14 protein-coding genes are annotated in these 16,364 nt (G+C 59.7%); 5 read left to right on the top strand and 9 right to left on the bottom strand.

What is annotated here, in order from left to right:
• Window positions 1-96 precede the first annotated feature (96 nt).
• A complete protein-coding gene (locus tag IM739_RS16500) occupies window positions 97-738 on the top strand; it encodes an exopolysaccharide biosynthesis protein (protein WP_237368774.1) in 642 nt (213 codons plus the stop codon).
• Here IM739_RS16500 and IM739_RS16495 read toward each other — a convergent pair whose 3' ends face one another.
• From IM739_RS16495 to IM739_RS16485, 3 genes are all read right to left on the bottom strand, one after another.
• Entirely contained in the window at window positions 739-3,423 is a 2,685-nt protein-coding gene (locus IM739_RS16495) for a bifunctional diguanylate cyclase/phosphodiesterase (RefSeq protein WP_237368773.1), read from the bottom strand. It lies immediately after the preceding gene.
• Window positions 3,424-3,623: 200 nt separating this feature from the next.
• Window positions 3,624-4,937: an NAD-dependent dihydropyrimidine dehydrogenase subunit PreA gene (gene preA / locus IM739_RS16490; RefSeq protein ID WP_237368772.1), complete on the bottom strand. Its 1,314-nt coding sequence runs from the start codon at window positions 4,935-4,937 to the stop codon at window positions 3,624-3,626.
• 24 nt (window positions 4,938-4,961) lie between these two features.
• Window positions 4,962-6,323, bottom strand: coding sequence for an NAD(P)-dependent oxidoreductase (locus IM739_RS16485; RefSeq protein ID WP_237368771.1), 1,362 nt, complete (start codon window positions 6,321-6,323; stop codon window positions 4,962-4,964).
• Window positions 6,324-6,675: 352 nt separating this feature from the next.
• Here IM739_RS16485 and IM739_RS16480 point away from each other — a divergent pair, with 352 nt between their 5' ends.
• Genes IM739_RS16480 through IM739_RS16470 form a run of 3 tightly spaced genes read left to right on the top strand, consistent with a single transcriptional unit; the run spans window position 6,676 to window position 7,739 of the window.
• Window positions 6,676-7,020, top strand: coding sequence for a DUF2325 domain-containing protein (locus tag IM739_RS16480; RefSeq protein WP_237371098.1), 345 nt, complete (start codon window positions 6,676-6,678; stop codon window positions 7,018-7,020).
• A complete protein-coding gene (locus IM739_RS16475; protein WP_237368770.1) occupies window positions 7,017-7,286 on the top strand; it encodes a hypothetical protein in 270 nt (89 codons plus the stop codon). Before IM739_RS16480 ends, IM739_RS16475 begins: the two co-directional genes overlap by 4 nt.
• Window positions 7,287-7,331: 45 nt before the next feature.
• A complete protein-coding gene (locus tag IM739_RS16470) occupies window positions 7,332-7,739 on the top strand; it encodes a glyoxalase (protein WP_237368769.1) in 408 nt (135 codons plus the stop codon).
• 44 nt (window positions 7,740-7,783) lie between these two features.
• Here the strand turns inward: IM739_RS16470 and IM739_RS16465 are convergent, their stop codons facing one another.
• Window positions 7,784-8,164 carry a DUF423 domain-containing protein gene (locus IM739_RS16465; protein ID WP_237368768.1) on the bottom strand — a complete coding sequence of 127 codons (381 nt, stop codon included), beginning with the start codon at window positions 8,162-8,164 and terminating at the stop codon, window positions 7,784-7,786.
• Between the two features lie 2 nt (window positions 8,165-8,166).
• On the bottom strand, window positions 8,167-8,556 hold the full coding sequence (locus IM739_RS16460) for a globin domain-containing protein (protein ID WP_237368767.1): 390 nt from the start codon (window positions 8,554-8,556) through the stop codon (window positions 8,167-8,169).
• Window positions 8,557-8,789: 233 nt separating this feature from the next.
• Here IM739_RS16460 and IM739_RS16455 point away from each other — a divergent pair, with 233 nt between their 5' ends.
• Window positions 8,790-10,412, top strand: a complete 1,623-nt coding sequence (locus IM739_RS16455; RefSeq protein ID WP_237368766.1) for an ABC-F family ATP-binding cassette domain-containing protein — start codon at window positions 8,790-8,792, stop codon at window positions 10,410-10,412.
• 6 nt (window positions 10,413-10,418) lie between these two features.
• Here IM739_RS16455 and IM739_RS16450 read toward each other — a convergent pair whose 3' ends face one another.
• The 4 genes from IM739_RS16450 to IM739_RS16435 form a co-directional block, all read right to left on the bottom strand.
• Entirely contained in the window at window positions 10,419-11,141 is a 723-nt protein-coding gene (locus IM739_RS16450) for a phosphatase PAP2 family protein (protein WP_237368765.1), read from the bottom strand.
• 148 nt (window positions 11,142-11,289) lie between these two features.
• On the bottom strand, window positions 11,290-12,270 hold the full coding sequence (gene galE, locus IM739_RS16445; RefSeq protein ID WP_237368764.1) for a UDP-glucose 4-epimerase GalE: 981 nt from the start codon (window positions 12,268-12,270) through the stop codon (window positions 11,290-11,292).
• 74 nt (window positions 12,271-12,344) lie between these two features.
• On the bottom strand, window positions 12,345-13,502 hold the full coding sequence (locus IM739_RS16440; protein ID WP_237368763.1) for a UDP-galactopyranose/dTDP-fucopyranose mutase family protein: 1,158 nt from the start codon (window positions 13,500-13,502) through the stop codon (window positions 12,345-12,347).
• Window positions 13,503-13,714: 212 nt separating this feature from the next.
• Window positions 13,715-15,760 (bottom strand): O-linked N-acetylglucosamine transferase, SPINDLY family protein, encoded by a 2,046-nt coding sequence (locus IM739_RS16435; RefSeq protein WP_237368762.1) that lies wholly within the window; start codon window positions 15,758-15,760, stop codon window positions 13,715-13,717.
• Between the last annotated feature and the right edge of the window lie 604 nt (window positions 15,761-16,364).

The raw sequence follows: 16,364 nt of genomic DNA, 5'->3' as shown, positions 1-16,364 counted from the left end.
ATTCATTTGCGACGGAGCGCCAATTGAAGCGCTAGTTGGAGCGATGCGTTCCGCTTCATCCCGACACACCCTGCCAGTTAATCGAAAGTGGATGCCATGACAACGACGATCGGCTTCAGCGACACCACCCGCAAAACCAGCGACGTTCTGCAAGGCGTGATCAATTCCATTCGCGGCGAGCACGTGACGCTGCGGGAGATCCTTGCGGAAATGGGCGAGAGCGGCCTGCTGCTGCTGTGTGGCCTGCTGTCGCTGCCGTTCCTGTTTCCTGTTTCCATTCCGGGGGTCTCGACGGTGTTCGGAGCGGGGATCGTGCTGATCGGTATCGCCATCACCTTCAACCGCCTGCCGTGGCTGCCGGAAAAGCTGGTCGATCGCCGGCTGGAGAGTCGCAAATTGGTTCCGGTGCTGGAGCGTGGCGTCAACGTCCTGCGACGGCTGGACCGTTTCATCCGGCCGCGCGTCTCGCCGTTGACGACCGGCACGGTGATGAACCGTCTGAATGGCCTGACGCTGACCGGCGCCGGTGCGCTCCTGATGATGCCGTTGAGCTTCATTCCATTTTCCAACACCCTGCCGGGTGTCGCGATCCTGCTGCTGTCAGCCGGTATTTCCCAGCGTGACGGTCTGGTGGTTGCCGGTGGCTATCTGCTGACGCTGCTGACGCTGGTCTATTTCGGCGGTCTAGCCTATGCAGCTTATGCCGCCGGTCAGAGCCTCAACCTGCTCGGTGGCTGATCAGGCGCGGCTGAGCAACAGGCCATTGCGCTCTTGCGCGTGCCTGCGGGCAAAATCGATGAAGGCGTCGCCGCTCATCGGTCGTGCGAGGGCGTAGCCCTGCAGCGTGTGGCAGCCGAGATCACGCAAGATCGCGGCATGCTCCATGGTCTCCACGCCTTCCGCCACGATGCCTATTCCCAGGGACCGGCCAATATCGACGATCGAGCTGATCAGTCGGCGCTGGGCCACATTGGTAACGATGGGAGCAGTCAGCTGCCGGTCGATCTTCAATCGGCTTGGCGACAGCTTGACCAGGCTGAGGATCGAAGCATAGCCGGTGCCGAAATCATCGATCTCGATGTCGATGCCATAGGCGCGGATGCGTTCGATACTCTGGGCGATCGCGTCACCCTTGTCATCGAATGAGATCGATTCCAGCAGTTCGAAGGAAAGGCTGCCGGGCTCGAGCGTGAGTGTGTCGAGCCGCTCGAGCAATGTGTCTTCGAACAGGCGCTGTGCCGAAATATTGACGGAGACCCGTTCGACACCAAGGTCGTTGGCGCGCCAGCGTGTCAGTTGGAACAGCGCCTGGTCGAGGATGGTCGCGTCGATCTGCGAGACGACGTTGAGGCTCTCGGCAATATCCAGAAATGCATGCGGTGCCAGGATGCCGCGTTGCGGATGCTGCCAGCGCGCCAGGGCCTCAACACCGTTGATCTCCAATGTATGGGCATCGAACTGCGGCTGGAAATAGGGAATGAACTCTTCCGCCGCTAGCGAGCGCAGTATGGCATCGGCGGTTTTCTTCGTATTGACGGTCTGAGCGCGCAGTTGATCGCTGAAACGCTCGACGCGATTGCGGCCCCGGCGCTTGGCTTCGTAGAGGGCGATATCCGCATTGACCAGCAATTGCACGACGACCGAGTTCCTGTCGGTCTTTGTGGCCACGCCGATCGAGGCGCCAACCCGGCATTCATGGCCCTCATAGGTAATCGGTGTGTTGATCGCGCTGATCAGGCGGCGCCCCATGTCCAGATACTGCTCCTCGCCGAGCTGGCTGAAGCAGACGATGACGAATTCGTCTCCACCGATACGCGCGACAAAATCGCCGTCGCGCACATTGAGCCGAAGGCTTTCGGCGACATGGCGCAGCATGGCGTCGCCGGCGCCGTGGCCAAGCGTATCGTTGATGTCCTTGAAGCGATCAAGGTCCATGTGCAGGACGGTGAGACGGTTGTCGCTGTGGTCAAGCTTGTCGATCGCGGCAATATGCTGGTCGAGATAGCGCCGGTTGGGCAGTCCGGTCAGGGCGTCATGCAGCGAATTGTGCTCCATGTGCCTGCGGGCGCTCTCCAGCGCTTCGTTGTGCTGTTCGGTCTGACGCTGCGCCTCTCGAAGATCCTGCTGCAGACGGATGTCGGCGGTGACGTCCCAGTTGACGCCGACCATTTTCCGGCGATTTTCACCATCACGGTAGTGCGTGCCGAAGGTGCGGATATGGCGGATTTCTCCGTCCGGACGGATGATCCGGAATTCAGCGACGTAGTCACTGTTGCGGATCACGGCTTTCTTGAAGTTGCGCTCGGACACATCGACGTCATCCGGGTGAAGCAGCGTGTGCCAGGTCTCTAGCGAGCTGTCCAGATCGTCGCCGAGACCATAGAGTTGGCGTACACGGTGATCCCAGGTAAGTTCGCCGGTGTCCAGATCGACATTCCAGATGCCGATGCCGGAGGCTGTCAGGGCCAGGTCGAGCCGGTGGGAGATCGCGTTCAGTTCGCTTTCACGCTGGCGCAGCACTGCAATATTGGCCTGGCGCTCTCGCAGCAGGCGGGCAACCCAGACGACGGGTGCGACAATCATCGCGCCGACAATCATCATGAGGAACCGGAACATGCCTTCGTCCGGGGCCGGCTGATTCCATCCCGCCTTGGGGCGTGCCGCGACCTGCCAGCTTTCATTGCCAAAGCTGATCGGCATGACGACCGGGGAATCCTGGAACACCGAAGGGCTGCCGAAAAACGGCATCTTGCTGGCGCCGCCTCGGGTGCTGACGATCGAGACTTCGATGCCGAGGTTTTCCGAATTCAGGCCGCCGTAGTCGTACAGTTTGTCCATGTCGATGACTGCGGCCATCAGTCCCCAGAAGCTGCGCGCGGCTTTGCCGTTCTGGACGACGACCGGGTAGCGGACTATCAGGCCACGCCCGCCCTGGACAAGGTCAATGGGGCCGGTCACCGCCATACGCCCGGTGTCGCGCACCTGAAGGGCAACCTCTCGTTGGGTTTCGCTTGTTCGGTAGTCGAAGCCAATGGCTTTCTCGTTGCCGTGCAGCGGATAGGCAAAGCGCACGACGAAATCCGGTGCCAAGGCAATATGGCGCAACTGGTGCGGGGTGTCGAATAGACGTGCCGCGAGGTTGGAAAAGCGCTTCTGGTCGATGTTCGGTTCCGTTTCAATCACGGCTATAAGGCCTTGAACCAATTGTATATTCGAATTGATTCCGCCTTCCAGCCGTGCCCGGATCAGGCCGAGTTCCTCGGCCACCTGATTGCGCAGATTTTCCTGATGCAGATGCCTTTTCTGAATGTCGGCGTAGACCATGGCGATCGCAACGGCAGCGATAACAACAATGGCGGGGACATAGTACTGAAGAGCAGCGTCGAGCGCTCCCCAATTCTTCTCCCGGACCTTTTCCGCCATTTTTCACTGCCCCATTGTGACGCAGAGAAGCGACTTCAGCCTGTGAAGAAGCCTCCGCTAAATGAGCAGATTTTCACGAAACCCTTGAAATTTGCTGAATCGATCGATCGAAATATCACAGGTGGAGCCTGGTCTTCGATACGCGTTAAAGATGCGTGGCAGAGTGCTATGTCGACACTCTGCCACGTATCGAAGTGGCTCTATTCCGCAGCCTGGACCGACATCGGATTGTTCGGATGGGTCGTCCAGTTGGCATAGTTCGGGTCGACCGGCTTGCCGGTGCGCTGGTCGAGGGCGCCTGCGTCCAGCCCGACCATGGTGATGCAGTTTTCCACCGGACAGACGTTGACGCAGAGATTGCAGCCGACGCATTCGTCTTCCATCACCTCAAACTTGCGAACCCCGTCGACGAACTGGGTGATCGCCTGGTGCGAGGTGTCCTCACAGGCGATGTGACAGCGGCCGCATTTGATGCAGGCATCCTGGTCGATATGGGCTTTTGCGATGTAGTTGAGGTTGAGATACTGCCAGTCGGTCACATTCGGCACGGCGCGGCCGGTGATGTCGTCGAGATTGCGATGGCCCTTGGCATCCATCCAGTTGTTGAGGCCGGTGATCATTTCCTCGACGATCTTGAAGCCATAGGTCATGGCGGCGGTGCAGACCTGCACATTGCCGGCGCCCAGCACCATGAATTCGGCGGCATCCCGCCAGGTGGTGATGCCGCCGATGCCGGAGATCGGCAGTCCGTAGGTTTCCGGATCGCGGGCGATCTCGGCCACCATGTTCAGCGCGATCGGCTTGACGGCCGGGCCGCAATAGCCGCCATGGGTTCCCTTGCCACCGACCGTCGGGTTGGGGGCAAAATTGTCGAGATCGACCGAGACGATGGAGTTGATCGTGTTGATCAGCGAGACGGCATCGGTGCCGCCGGCCTTGGCGGCGCGGGCCGGCTTGCGGATATCGGCGATGTTAGGGGTGAGCTTGGTGATGACCGGCATGCGGCTATATTGCTTGCACCAGCGCACGACCATTTCGATATATTCCGGCACCTGGCCGACGGCGGCCCCCATGCCGCGTTCGGACATGCCGTGCGGACAGCCGAAATTGAGCTCGATGCCATCGGCGCCGGTCTCTTCGACCAGCGGCAGGATGGCCTTCCACTCCTCCTCGACGCAAGGCACCATGATCGAGGCGACCAGCGCACGATCCGGCCATTTCATCTTGACCTGCTTCATTTCCTGAAGATTGATCTGAAGCGGGCGGTCGGTGATCAGTTCGATATTGTTGAGGCCGAGGAGGCGGCGATCCGCCCCCCAGATGGCGCCGTAGCGCGGCCCGTTGACGTTGACGACGGGAGGCCCCTCGGAGCCCAGCGTCTTCCACACGACGCCGCCCCAGCCGGCACGGAAGGCGCGTTCGACGTTGTAGGCCTTGTCGGTGGGGGGCGCGGAGGCGAGCCAGAACGGGTTGGGCGATTTGATGCCGACGAAATTGTTGCGAAGATCAGCCATGGTTTTGTCCTCTCAAAAACGGGATCAAGCGACAGCACTGGTTCCCGCCATCTGCATGGCGAGAGTACGGTTGATGCTCTCGGCCGCATCGCGGCCCATGGCGACGGCAGACACCGTCAGATCCTGGCCCCCGGTGGCGCAGTCGCCGCCGGCCCAGATGCCCGCGATCGAGGTGCGGCCTTCCGCGTCGATTGCGATCTTGCCGCCTTCGACCTTCAGCTCGTCAAGGCCGAAGCCGTCGAGCTTCTGGCCGATCGCGACCAGTATCTGATCGGCCTTGATCTCGGTCTTGTGACCCGTCCCTTTCATGATGCCATCTTCGATGTGAGTATATTCGAAGGTTATGGCGGAGACGTGGCCATGGTGATGAGCGACCTCCTTCGGCTGCAGCCAATGGCGGATATGGACGCCCTTGGAGGCCGCCAGGTCCTGCTCGAATGTCGAGGCGTTCATGTGCTCCTTGCCGCGACGATAGCAGATCGTCACGTTTTCAGCACCAAGCAGCTTGGCCTGCACGGCTGCATCGATGGCGGTCATGCCGCCGCCGATGACAACAACGTCGCGACCGACCGGCACGTCAGCCTTGCTGTCGGCCTGACGCAGGTGTGAGATGAACTCGACGGCGTCCATGACGCCGTTGATCTGGGCGCCCGGGATGTTGAGTATGTTGACATTGCCGAGACCGGCGCCAATGAAAACCGCATCGTGCTTGTTCACAAGCTCGGCCAGTGTGAAGTCGCGGCCAAGCATCTGGCCATCGAGCACGTCGATATTGCCGAGCGAGAGGATGTAGTCGACCTCCCGCTGGGCGAAATCATTCGGCGTCTTGTAGGCCGCGATGCCATATTCGTTCAGGCCGCCAGCCTTTTCACGCGCCTCATAAATCGTCACCAGATGGCCGTGCAGGGCGAGCCGGTGTGCGGCGGACAGGCCTGCCGGACCGGCGCCGACAACGGCAACCGTTCTGCCGGTGGAAGGGGCGGGCGTGTAGAACTGGCGGCCCTGGTCGATGGCGATATCGGTTGCGTAACGCTGCAGTCGGCCGATCTCGACGGGTCGTTCCTCGGCCGTGTTGCGTACGCAGGACTCTTCGCAGAGCTGTTCGGTCGGACAGACGCGGGCGCACATGCCGCCGAGGATGTTCTGATCGAAGATGGTCTTGGCCGAGCCCATGGGATTGCCAGTCGATATCTGCCGGATGAACATCGGAATATCGATGGCGGTGGGACAGGCCGTCATGCACGGCGCGTCATGACAGAAGTAACATCTGTCCGATGCAACAAGGGCTTCATGGTCGCTGAGCTGCGGATGCAGATCGGCAAAATTTCTCTGATAATCGGCAGCGTCAAGCCGCCCGGCCTTCAGGCCCGGTTCCAGTCTTCGCATCGCAGTTCCCTCTTTTATATTCGAAGCGATGCAGGGAAGCGTAACTCAGGATCAAAGTTTTATCAAACGGTAAAAAATCGAAAAATTCGCTGAAATAGCCCGGAAAATATGGGCATTTGATCTACATCAAGTGGAACTCCCGTTTGATGTAATTGATGATTTGCGCCGACATGGTGCCTTGTGAAAACATGAATATTCTCTTCAACTTTATACTTTACTCCTTTTGTCATGTTTTGTATGGCTATGCTCCTGGATGAGGACGGCGTCTTGCCGACTCGGATCTGACGAGCGGAGACGCGACGACATGACGAAGAAGAAGAAGCATGCGGGCAAGAAGCCGGCCACCGAAGTGATGAACAAGCCGAAGGTGCGCGTGCAGCCCGAAGTGAAGAGCTTTCTCTATGTCGGCGGGCGGGATTGCCAGGTTGCCCATCTGCGGCAGATCGCCACAAATTTCGGGGCTGAATTGATCCATCACGACGGCGGATTGCGTGAGGCGGTTTCGCGGATCGATACCGTGCTGCCCTCTGTCGACTGCGTTTTCTGCCCGATCGACTGTATCAGCCATGACGCGTGCCTACGCGTCAAAAGCGGTTGCAAGAAGTTCGGCAAGACCTTCATTCCGCTGCGCAATGGCTCGAAATCCAGCCTTGAGCGGGCGCTACAGACGATGAGTGAAAGGAATGCCGAAGCATGAGCGATGACGTGATCAACGAGGGCAGCATCAACGCCTTTCACCGCATGGCCCGGCAGCGCGGCGATGGCCTGCTTCCCGAGCTTGCTGCAGCACTTGCGCAACGCTCGCAAAAAATTGAAGTGACGAATTGCGAAATCATCACTTTGCCGGGCTTGCATAATCGCAAGACAGGTCCCATGTACGCAAAGTCACCGGGGGCAACCGCCCTTGTTATCGAATTTCCCGCGCCCAAGTGGCAGCGAAACGCCTTGCGTCAGGGGACGTAGGCTTTCGTCGATGGTGACGACGCGGGCCTAGAGGGAAAACCCCATATGAGCCGCACGGATCAAGCGATAACGAAAAGTTTCGATGTTGTCCCGATCTTACCTTCCTTGAATTTTTCAGAAACACGCGATTTTTATGTCACCCATCTCGGCTTTGAAGAGGTGGGTGCCGACTGTGACGACTACCTTGTTATCCGCAAAGGTCCGATGGAATTGCATTTCTGGCTGAGCGATGATCCGTTCCAGTGCCAGAACAGCTCGGTGTTCTTCCGCTCGAACGCCATTTGCGAAATCTACACCGTTTTGAGGGACCGCGGTGTCGAGGCCGTTCTGCCCTCAGATCAACAGCATGATGTCAGATTCCATGTCCGCGATCCGCATGGAAACCTGCTGATGTTTGCTGATGCGATGGTATTGGCCGGCGCCGCCGCACCGGTGGCCGAAGCCTGCCATTGATCCGCACAACCTGCTGACAGGACTTCCCCGCGCTGACGTTTCGGTCAGTGCGGGGAGGGCGCCCTGCGAGGCAGGGCCGCTCCGACAGCCACAAGCAGCCATGCGCCGATCAACGTCAGCCCGCCGGTCGGCGCTGCCATCGGAAATAGCCCTGAGCCTGCAAGCTGGCGCGATACCAGATCTCCGGCAAACAGCAGCGTTCCGATGGTCATCAACACTCCCGAGAGGCTGCCCAGCCGCAGGGAGCGACCGGCGACGGCGAGCGCCAGAAGCGCTGGCGCATGGGCAAGGCATATGGTCGAGGCGGGACGCAGAAGGGCTTCGCCGCCGGCATGGCTTGCGGCCGCCGCCAGTGCGACGCCGGCTGCCCCGAAAAGGCCGGCTGCCACCGGCAGCAATCGTGCTGCCATCGAGTGATACGACATGGCTATTCCTTGTTCTGCATATGATGGGCAAGGCGCACGACGGGCTCCCAGATGATGTCGCGCAGCTTTTCATTGGCGATCGTCTCGTCCATGGCGCGCCGGAAGCAGAGCAACCATTCATCCCGCTCGACAGGGCCGATTTCCGCAACGAAGTGACGGCGGCGCAGCATCGGATGGCCGCGCTTTTCCATGTAGATCGGCGGGCCGCCGAGATAGCCGGTCAGATAGTCGTAGAACTTCTCCTCGCTACCTGAGAGATCCGGCGGATGCACCGCGCGGCAGCGTGCTGCTTCGGGCAAGGTATCCATCAGGTCGTAGAAACGTCGGCAGAGCGCCTTGACGGTCTCGTCGCCGCCTATTGCCTCATAGAGGGTTATGGTTTCTTCGCTCACGGTATTTTCCTGTCACTGGTCCAGCATTCCATAGCCGTTTGCACGACGGGTGAGCAACGCCGAAGCGCATGCTGCGTCAATATGTTGTCGGCGACCAGGACCGTCTGTGGCGGTCTTGCATGATAACCATGACGGTGGAAAGCGTCGCGTTTGTCGAGTGTGCAGTGCAAAATACTGCGACAGGACCGGCTGACCATGACATAAGGGCGCCGCAACTTTTCGGGCCTCAGATCATGATTCGTATTGAAAACATCAGCAAGCAGCTTAGCCACCGGATCCTCTTCATCGAGACATCCGCCGCCTTGAACCGTGGGGAGAAGATCGGTCTGGTCGGCCCGAACGGTTCCGGAAAGACCTCGCTGTTTCGCATGATCACGGGTCAGGAAGCGCCCGATGAAGGCCAGGTCGCAGTCGATAAGGGTGTCACCATCGGCTATTTCAACCAGGATGTCGGCGAGATGTCGGGTCTTAGCGCTGTTGCCGAAGTGATGAACGGCGCCGGACCCGTCAGTGATGTCGCGGCGGAGTTGCGCGAACTGGAAGCCGCCATGGTCGACCCCGACCGCATGGACGAGATGGACCAGATCATCGAGCGTTATGGCGAAGTGCAGGCGCGCTACGAGGAGCTCGACGGCTATGCGCTGGAGGGCCGTGCCCGCGAAGTGCTGGCGGGCCTGAGCTTCAGCGAAAGCATGATGGACGGCGATGTCGGCGCTCTGTCGGGCGGCTGGAAGATGCGCGTGGCGCTTGCCCGCATTCTGCTGATGCGTCCCGACGTGATGCTGCTCGACGAACCGTCCAACCATCTGGATCTCGAAAGCCTGATCTGGCTGGAACAGTTTCTGAAGGGCTATGAAGGCGCGCTTCTGATGACCTCGCACGACCGCGAGTTCATGAACCGCATCGTCACCAAGATCATCGAGATCGATGCCGGCCAGCTCAACAGCTACTCCGGCGACTACGAATTCTACGAGGGCCAGCGCGCCCAGAACGAAAAGCAGCAGCAGGCGCAGTTCGAGCGCCAGCAGGCGATGCTGGCCAAGGAAATCAAGTTCATCGAGCGTTTCAAGGCGCGCGCCAGCCATGCCTCCCAAGTGCAGAGCCGGGTGAAGAAGCTGGAGAAGATCGACCGCGTCGAGCCGCCGAAGCGCCGCCAGGTCGTGGCTTTCGAGTTCCTGCCCGCACCGCGCTCCGGCGAAGACGTGATCAATGTCAAGAACGTGTCGAAGAAGTATGGCGACAAGATCATCTATGACAGCTTCGATTTCATGGTCCGGCGCAAGGAACGCTGGTGCATCATGGGTATCAACGGCGCCGGCAAGTCGACGCTCCTGAAGCTGGTCGCCGGCGACAGCACGCCGGATACCGGCACGGTATCGATCGGCGCCAGCGTCAAGATGGGTTATTTTGCCCAGCATGCCATGGACATTCTCGATGGCGAAATGACCATTTTCGAAACGCTCGAAAGCACGTTCCCGCGGGCAGGGCAGGCGCCGCTTCGGGCGCTGGCCGGCTGCTTCGGCTTTTCCGGTGACGATATCGACAAGCGTTGCCGAGTTCTGTCTGGTGGCGAAAAGGCACGTCTGGTCATGGCGATCATGCTGTTCGACCCACCGAATTTGCTCGTCCTTGACGAGCCGACCAACCACCTTGACCTCGACACCAAGGAAATGCTGATCAAGGCGCTTTCGCAATTCGAAGGCACAATGCTGTTCGTCAGCCACGATCGCCACTTCCTGGCCGAACTGTCGAACCGGGTGCTGGAACTGACGCCGGAAGGTGCTTTCCAATATGGCGGTGGCTACACGGAATATGTTGCCCGCACCGGCCACGAAGCGCCGGGCCTGAAAAGCTGATCGGCTTTACTGACTGGCCGTTTGTCCCGTATCACGCCGCGGTCTGAGATAGCGTCTGGCGAAGAGCCAGACGAAGCCGGCCCATGCGGATCCGGCGCACCAGCCTGCCAGGACGTCGGTCGGGTAGTGCACGCCGAGATAGACACGGCTGATGCCGATGATGACGATCAGGAAAACGGCGAGGGCAATGAAGTAGATGCGGACGTGGCGGCTCTTTTCGACCCGTGTCAGCATCGCGGCCAAGGTGAGATAGGTCGCCGCCGACAGCATTGCATGCCCGCTTGGAAAGCTGAAATCATGCACCTCCACCAGATGCGCGACGACATCTGGTCGGGGTCTGGCAACACCGAGCTTGAGTGCGCTGCTGATCGCCCAGCCACCCAGGACGGAGGCGCCAAGAAAAAGCGCACTGGCCCATTCGCGGCGGATGCACAGGAAGACGGTCGTTGCCACCGTGACCAGAGCCAGAACGGTGGTTCCTCCCAACACGGTGATATCGGAGAAGATTTTGCTCAGCCAGTAGGGGCCTAGCGGCAGGCTGGTGTCTGTCGCATCGCGCAAGGATCGCAGGATCGATTCATCGACAAAGCGCGTCTCGCCCTCAAGCATTTCACTCATCAGTCTTGAAAAGACGAAGGCGGCACCGGTGGCGAGACAGAAGACGAGCAGAACCACGGCTTCGATCTGGGCGATGCGCGCTCGTGCATGGGCGATCACCCTACGCATCATGGGCCATCCCTGCGGAATCCGGCAAGACATGCATCGGTGAAGCGCTCCTCTTCGGTCTCTGCCACATTTAGAGGAGCAGCGTGAAAGAACAATATCCTGGCAGCATCAGCCTGTTGCGGCGTGCAGGCGGCAAAGCGGCGTGATCCGCCTAGCCGTTGAAGCGCGAATGCCAGTTCCAGGCGGACCGGATGATGTCGTTGATGTCGTGCTTGGGCTGCCAGCCGAGAACGTTTTCCGCCTTGCCATTGCTGGCCACCAGCATTGGCGGATCGCCGGCGCGGCGCTCGGTCTTGACGACCGGCATCGGTCGGCCGGAGACGGATTCGATGGCGCTGATCAATTCCTTGACGGTGGTACCGTTGCCGGTGCCGAGATTGATGTCGACCGTCTCGCCGCCATTCAGCAGATATTCGACCGCGCGGACATGGGCATCGGCAAGGTCGTTGACGTGGATGTAGTCGCGGATGCAGGTGCCATCGCGCGTGTCGTAGTCATCGCCGAAGATCGAGAAATGCGGCCGGCGGCCAAGCGCCACTTCGATAGCCAGCGGAATGGCATGGGTTTCCGGCGTGTGCCATTCGCCGATACGGCATTCGAAATCGGCACCGGCGGCGTTGAAATAGCGCAGCATGACGGAACGCATGCGATCACACAGGTCGAAGTCGCGCAGGGCCTGTTCGACGATATGCTTGGTCCGGCCATAGGGGTTGATCGGATTTTGCGGATGCGTCTCGTCGAGCGGCAGGCGCTCGGGCTTGCCATAGGTGGCGCATGTCGAGGAAAAGACGAAGGCGCGAATATCCGCCTCCATCAGGGCCTGCAGCAGCGTTAGCGAGCCGACGACATTGACGTCGTAAAACGCTTCCGGCTCCTGGAAGGACTGGCCGACCTCGATCAGGCCGGCAAAATGCAGGGCAGCAACCGGTTTGTGCTTGGCCAGAACCTCGCGCAGACGGGCGCGGTCGCGGATATCGCCCTGTTCGGCCGGTCCCCATTTGACAAATTCCTCGTGACCGCCGGAAAAATTGTCGTAGACTAGGGGCACATAGCCCTTGTTTGCCAGGGCGAGGCAAGTGTGGGAGCCGATGTAGCCGGCACCGCCGACCACGAGAATTGTCTTTTCAGTCATAACCAACCTTTGGAACTGGCTTCGCGGAGGAATTCGCTAAGTGTTGTTTCACTCATCGGGCGCCGACGTAGCGCTCAGACCGGTGGATGCAGAAATGCCGGCATGGCGACATTTTTTTCCGTCGCGGAGAGGTAGAGCCTCGCGGTGTCGAGCGCTTCGCGAATGGTCACATCCATGTCGAGATAGCGGTAAGTGCCCAGGCGTCCGACAAATGTCACGCCCGCCTCCTGCTCGGCACGCGCGACATATTCGGCCAGCTGCTCCTTCTCCTTGACCAGCCGGATGGGATAGTAGGGGATGTCGTCGGGACCGCAGACACGGGCGAATTCGCGGTAGCAGACCGAGCCTGCGTGCTCTTCCCAAGGTGAAAAATGCTTGTGCTCGGTGATCCTCGTATAGGGTACGGAGGCGTCGCCGTAGTTCATCACGGCGCAGCCCTGGTAGTCACCCTGATAGGTGAAGCGCTCGAAATCGAGCGTGCGATAGCCGAGGCGGCCGTGTTCGAAGTTGAAATAGCCGTCGAGCGGGCCGGAATAGAAGACGTGTGCATAGCCAGCGGCGTCAGCGCGATCGAACCGCGTCTCGAGCTTCACCGATATGTTGTCGTGATCGAGAATGGCGGCGATCATGTCGGTGTAGCCGTTTTCCGGCATGCCCTGGAATTTGTGAAAGAAATAGTTGTCATCGTAGTTGAAGCGAACCGGCAGGCGCTTCAGGATCGAGGCGGGCAGGTCGGTCGGCGAGCAGCCCCATTGTTTTTCCGTGTAGCCCTTGAAGAAGGCCTCATACAGATCCTTGCCGACAAAGCGCAGGGCCTGCTCCTCGAAAGTCTGCGGATCCTCGATGGTCTTGTCGGCCTGCTCCTCGATAAAGGCGCGGGCTTCGTCAGGACGGAAGGTCTTGCCGAAGAACTGGTTGATGGTGTGCAGGTTGACGGGGAGGGAGTAGACCCGATCCTGGCTCGTCGTCTTCACTCGGTTCTTGTAGGGCAGGAAGGTCTCGAAGCCGTTGACGTAGTCCCAGACTTCGGCGTCATCCGTGTGGAAGATATGCGGGCCGTAGAGATGGACCATGACGCCGGTATCGGCATCGCGCTCGGTATGGCAGTTTCCGGCGATATGGTTGCGAGCGTCGAAGATCTCGACCTGATAACCGGCAAGCGCGAGTTCGCGCCCGATCACGGCTCCTGAGAGTCCAGCGCCGACGATAGCAATTTTTCCGTTTGCGGGCATTCCAAACTGTCCTGTTTCGTCTCTTCGCCAGCCGCTGTGTTTGCGCTGCGCGGATGGTGGTCAGGTGTGGCGTTGCAAGTTTTGTGACGCTCTACCGATTGTGATTAGGGGCCCCGCATCCATGCCGTCGGGCCGCAACCTGAGGCAGGCGCGGGCGGAACTCAAGCGGCTCAGTGCCGTTCCAGTTCCGCCTTTGTCTCAAGGCCGCTTCGTCAGGCCTTGGCTTCCGGCCATAGGCGGGCATCAGGGCGCAGCGGTTCATAGCTGTTCCATTGGGTGAGTTTGTCGAGGTAGCGCTGGCGATATGCCTTGTCATCCTCGAATTCGATGTGTTCGGCCACGATCTCCGCACCCACCTCGTAGTAGACATCGAGATTGCGCATGTCCGGGGTCGGCGTCTCGCCACGCTCGCATTCGCCTTGCATCTGCCAGCAAAGCTCCTCGAGACGCCGCACCATGGCCGGCATATCGCGCAGGGCGCTGGTTTCGCGCTGGCTCTGCAAGGACGCACGGACGGCTGCAAGGCTTGCAGGGTCGCGGGCATAGGCAACGGCCTTGCTGACATAGTCGTCGGGCGTCGAGCAGATCAGTTCCGGAATGCCGGCCGCCGAGACGATGCTGGCGCAGAAGCGCGAGGCAAAGCTCTTGCCGGGCAGTGTCAGGACCGGCAGGCCCATGGTGATCGCGTCCGATGCCGTCGAATGGGCGCCATAGGGGAAGGTGTCGAGGAACAGGTCTGCCACACCGATGCGCGCGAGGTGCTGGGCATTGGGTGCCTTCGGCGCAAAAATGATGCGATCGGCAGAGACCCCGCATGCGATTGCAGACTGGCGAAGCCGCTGGTTGACGGCGTCGGATCCGGTCAAGAGCCAGAGCACGCTTCCCGGCGTGGCTGAGAGGATCTTCATCCAGCGGGCAAAGCTGTTTGCGGTGATCTTCTGCATGCCGTTGAAGCAGGCAAAGACGAAGGCGTCTTCCGGCAGGCCAGCTTCGGCGCGGGTCGGCCTCGCTGCGATCTGGCGCTTGCGGTCGACCGGCTGGTTGCATGGAATGCGCAGGACTTTTTCGGTGTAGTAGAGTTCGTTTTCCGGCGGGACGATGTAGTCATCCGCAATCAGATACTGGTGGAAGGGGCTGGCCATCGAGCCTGGATAGCCGCAGAAGGCGGCAATGACCGGTGCCGGACGGTAGGCGAAGATCCGCGTGCGGGCATGCTTGGTAAAGCCGTTGACGTCGAGCAGGATATCGATCTCGTCGGAAGCGATCAGGCGGGCCGCCTGCGCGTCGTCGATGGTCGAGATGTCGCGCCAGGTGTCGACGACTTTCTTCATGCGTTCCTGGGTGCCGTCATTGGTGCGCGCCTCGCCACAATAGTAGGCGAAAATCTCGACGTTGCTCTTGTCGTGCAATTCCAGAACTTCGCTGAGCGCAAAGCCAACGGCATGGTCGCGCAGGTCGGACGAGACATAGCCGATGCGCAGGCGCTGGCCGCTGCCGGTTTTCTGCTTCACCTGCTTCGGTGTGAATCCGGTCAGGTCGGGACGGCCGACCAGGGTCTTGAGGTAGCGATAGGCCTTGGCGAGCTGGAACAGCGGGTCGTCGGCGTAGCAGCCCAGCGGCAGCGGCGACATCGCATCCAGCAGCTGCCGCTTTGTTACGTGTTCAGAGGGGACGACGATCGGCCACTTGCACTGGTGCTGGCGCAAGGACAGCCAATGCTGACCGGCTTCCGGCTTGTCAGGACGCATTTCGATTGCCTGCCACAGGGCCGTTTCGGCTTCCTCTTGCAGACCCGCACCTTCCATGACGCGGCCGATATGCTGGAGGGTCATCAGCCGATGGCTCATTCTTTCGGGCGTCAGCTCCGCCGTTGCCTCGACAAACGAGCGCCATTGCTGGATCGCCTGGGCATTGAGGCCCGCATCCTCATAGGCGCGGCCGAGATTGATATTGGCATGGCCGAAGCGCGGCTCAAGTTTCAGGCACGCGCTCAGGGCATTGATCGAGCCGGGTATGTCGCCCAGTTGCCTCAGCGTGACGGAGTAGTTGAAGTATGCAAGGTGCAAAAGGGGATTGCTGTCATTGTAGGCAATCCATGCCTTGTAGAGGTCCGCGGTCTGCGCGCTCTGTCCGGCGGCGTTCAAATTCTCGGCTATCTGAAACAGCTCGTTCAGGGGAAGTTTCTGATTCCGTGCCCGCTCCACGAAAACGGCGAGTTGCAAGATCCGGTCTGAGGCTAATGCGTTGTCCATGACCATGTATATCCCAAGAACTGAAGGCCTAACGGCTTGAATTGAAACCACACGCTAAAGCGCCGGAATGCTTTATCCGTGTTAGCTTGCTTTGGGCTTGTGGCTTTGCGCGGGTTTTGGCGATCTTGCTGGAGTGACCGGAATGGCGGGATCGTGTAGTAACTCCATGCAGGCCCGATCTGTTTTGGTGAATTGGTTGGCAGCGGACGGGTGATTTTCGGCAGCAGGGCGTCTATTCCTTGCAGTTCCGCAGAAAACAACATTGCAGCTATCCGGACGTTTTTGATGCTTGCGCGCAAAGTGAGCGGCGATTTGCTGGTCAGCTTCCGGTTAATACGCTGAAAGCTTCATCAAGACTGGTGAAACTCTGCCATTTTCAAAACCATGTCAGAAGACGTTGTGGGGTGTATTTAACCTGCCTTGGAACACGGTTGTACTTTTTCTGGATGTACTTTCCCTGGCGTGTGTAGCAGTTGGTGTCGGGGGCGTTCTGAACGCCGGTACTACAGCGCGTTAACACAAAATTAGCGTCTGACCGGTAGACCTTTGCCAAGAATTTTGTCTAAGAATGCGACTCACGGGTCCGTTCGAAACAGATTTCGAAGGAATA

The sequence above is a fragment of the Rhizobium sp. SL42 genome (assembly GCF_021729845.1).
GTDB lineage: Bacteria > Pseudomonadota > Alphaproteobacteria > Rhizobiales > Rhizobiaceae > Allorhizobium.
Note: the sequence above shows the minus strand (reverse complement) of the source record. Positions and strands in the feature narration are given on the sequence as shown.

Excerpts from the sequence above, each read along its gene's own strand:
- IM739_RS16500 (WP_237368774.1), top strand. The coding sequence starts at position 97 with ATGACAACGACGATCGGCTTCAGCGACACCACCCGCAAAACCAGCGAC.
- IM739_RS16495 (WP_237368773.1), bottom strand. The coding sequence starts at position 3,423 with ATGGCGGAAAAGGTCCGGGAGAAGAATTGGGGAGCGCTCGACGCTGCT.
- preA (WP_237368772.1), bottom strand. The coding sequence starts at position 4,937 with ATGGCTGATCTTCGCAACAATTTCGTCGGCATCAAATCGCCCAACCCG.
- IM739_RS16485 (WP_237368771.1), bottom strand. The coding sequence starts at position 6,323 with ATGCGAAGACTGGAACCGGGCCTGAAGGCCGGGCGGCTTGACGCTGCC.
- IM739_RS16480 (WP_237371098.1), top strand. The coding sequence starts at position 6,676 with ATGAACAAGCCGAAGGTGCGCGTGCAGCCCGAAGTGAAGAGCTTTCTC.
- IM739_RS16475 (WP_237368770.1), top strand. The coding sequence starts at position 7,017 with ATGAGCGATGACGTGATCAACGAGGGCAGCATCAACGCCTTTCACCGC.
- IM739_RS16470 (WP_237368769.1), top strand. The coding sequence starts at position 7,332 with ATGAGCCGCACGGATCAAGCGATAACGAAAAGTTTCGATGTTGTCCCG.
- IM739_RS16465 (WP_237368768.1), bottom strand. The coding sequence starts at position 8,164 with ATGTCGTATCACTCGATGGCAGCACGATTGCTGCCGGTGGCAGCCGGC.
- IM739_RS16455 (WP_237368766.1), top strand. The coding sequence starts at position 8,790 with ATGATTCGTATTGAAAACATCAGCAAGCAGCTTAGCCACCGGATCCTC.
- IM739_RS16450 (WP_237368765.1), bottom strand. The coding sequence starts at position 11,141 with ATGATGCGTAGGGTGATCGCCCATGCACGAGCGCGCATCGCCCAGATC.
- galE (WP_237368764.1), bottom strand. The coding sequence starts at position 12,270 with ATGACTGAAAAGACAATTCTCGTGGTCGGCGGTGCCGGCTACATCGGC.
- IM739_RS16440 (WP_237368763.1), bottom strand. The coding sequence starts at position 13,502 with ATGCCCGCAAACGGAAAAATTGCTATCGTCGGCGCTGGACTCTCAGGA.
- IM739_RS16435 (WP_237368762.1), bottom strand. The coding sequence starts at position 15,760 with ATGGTCATGGACAACGCATTAGCCTCAGACCGGATCTTGCAACTCGCC.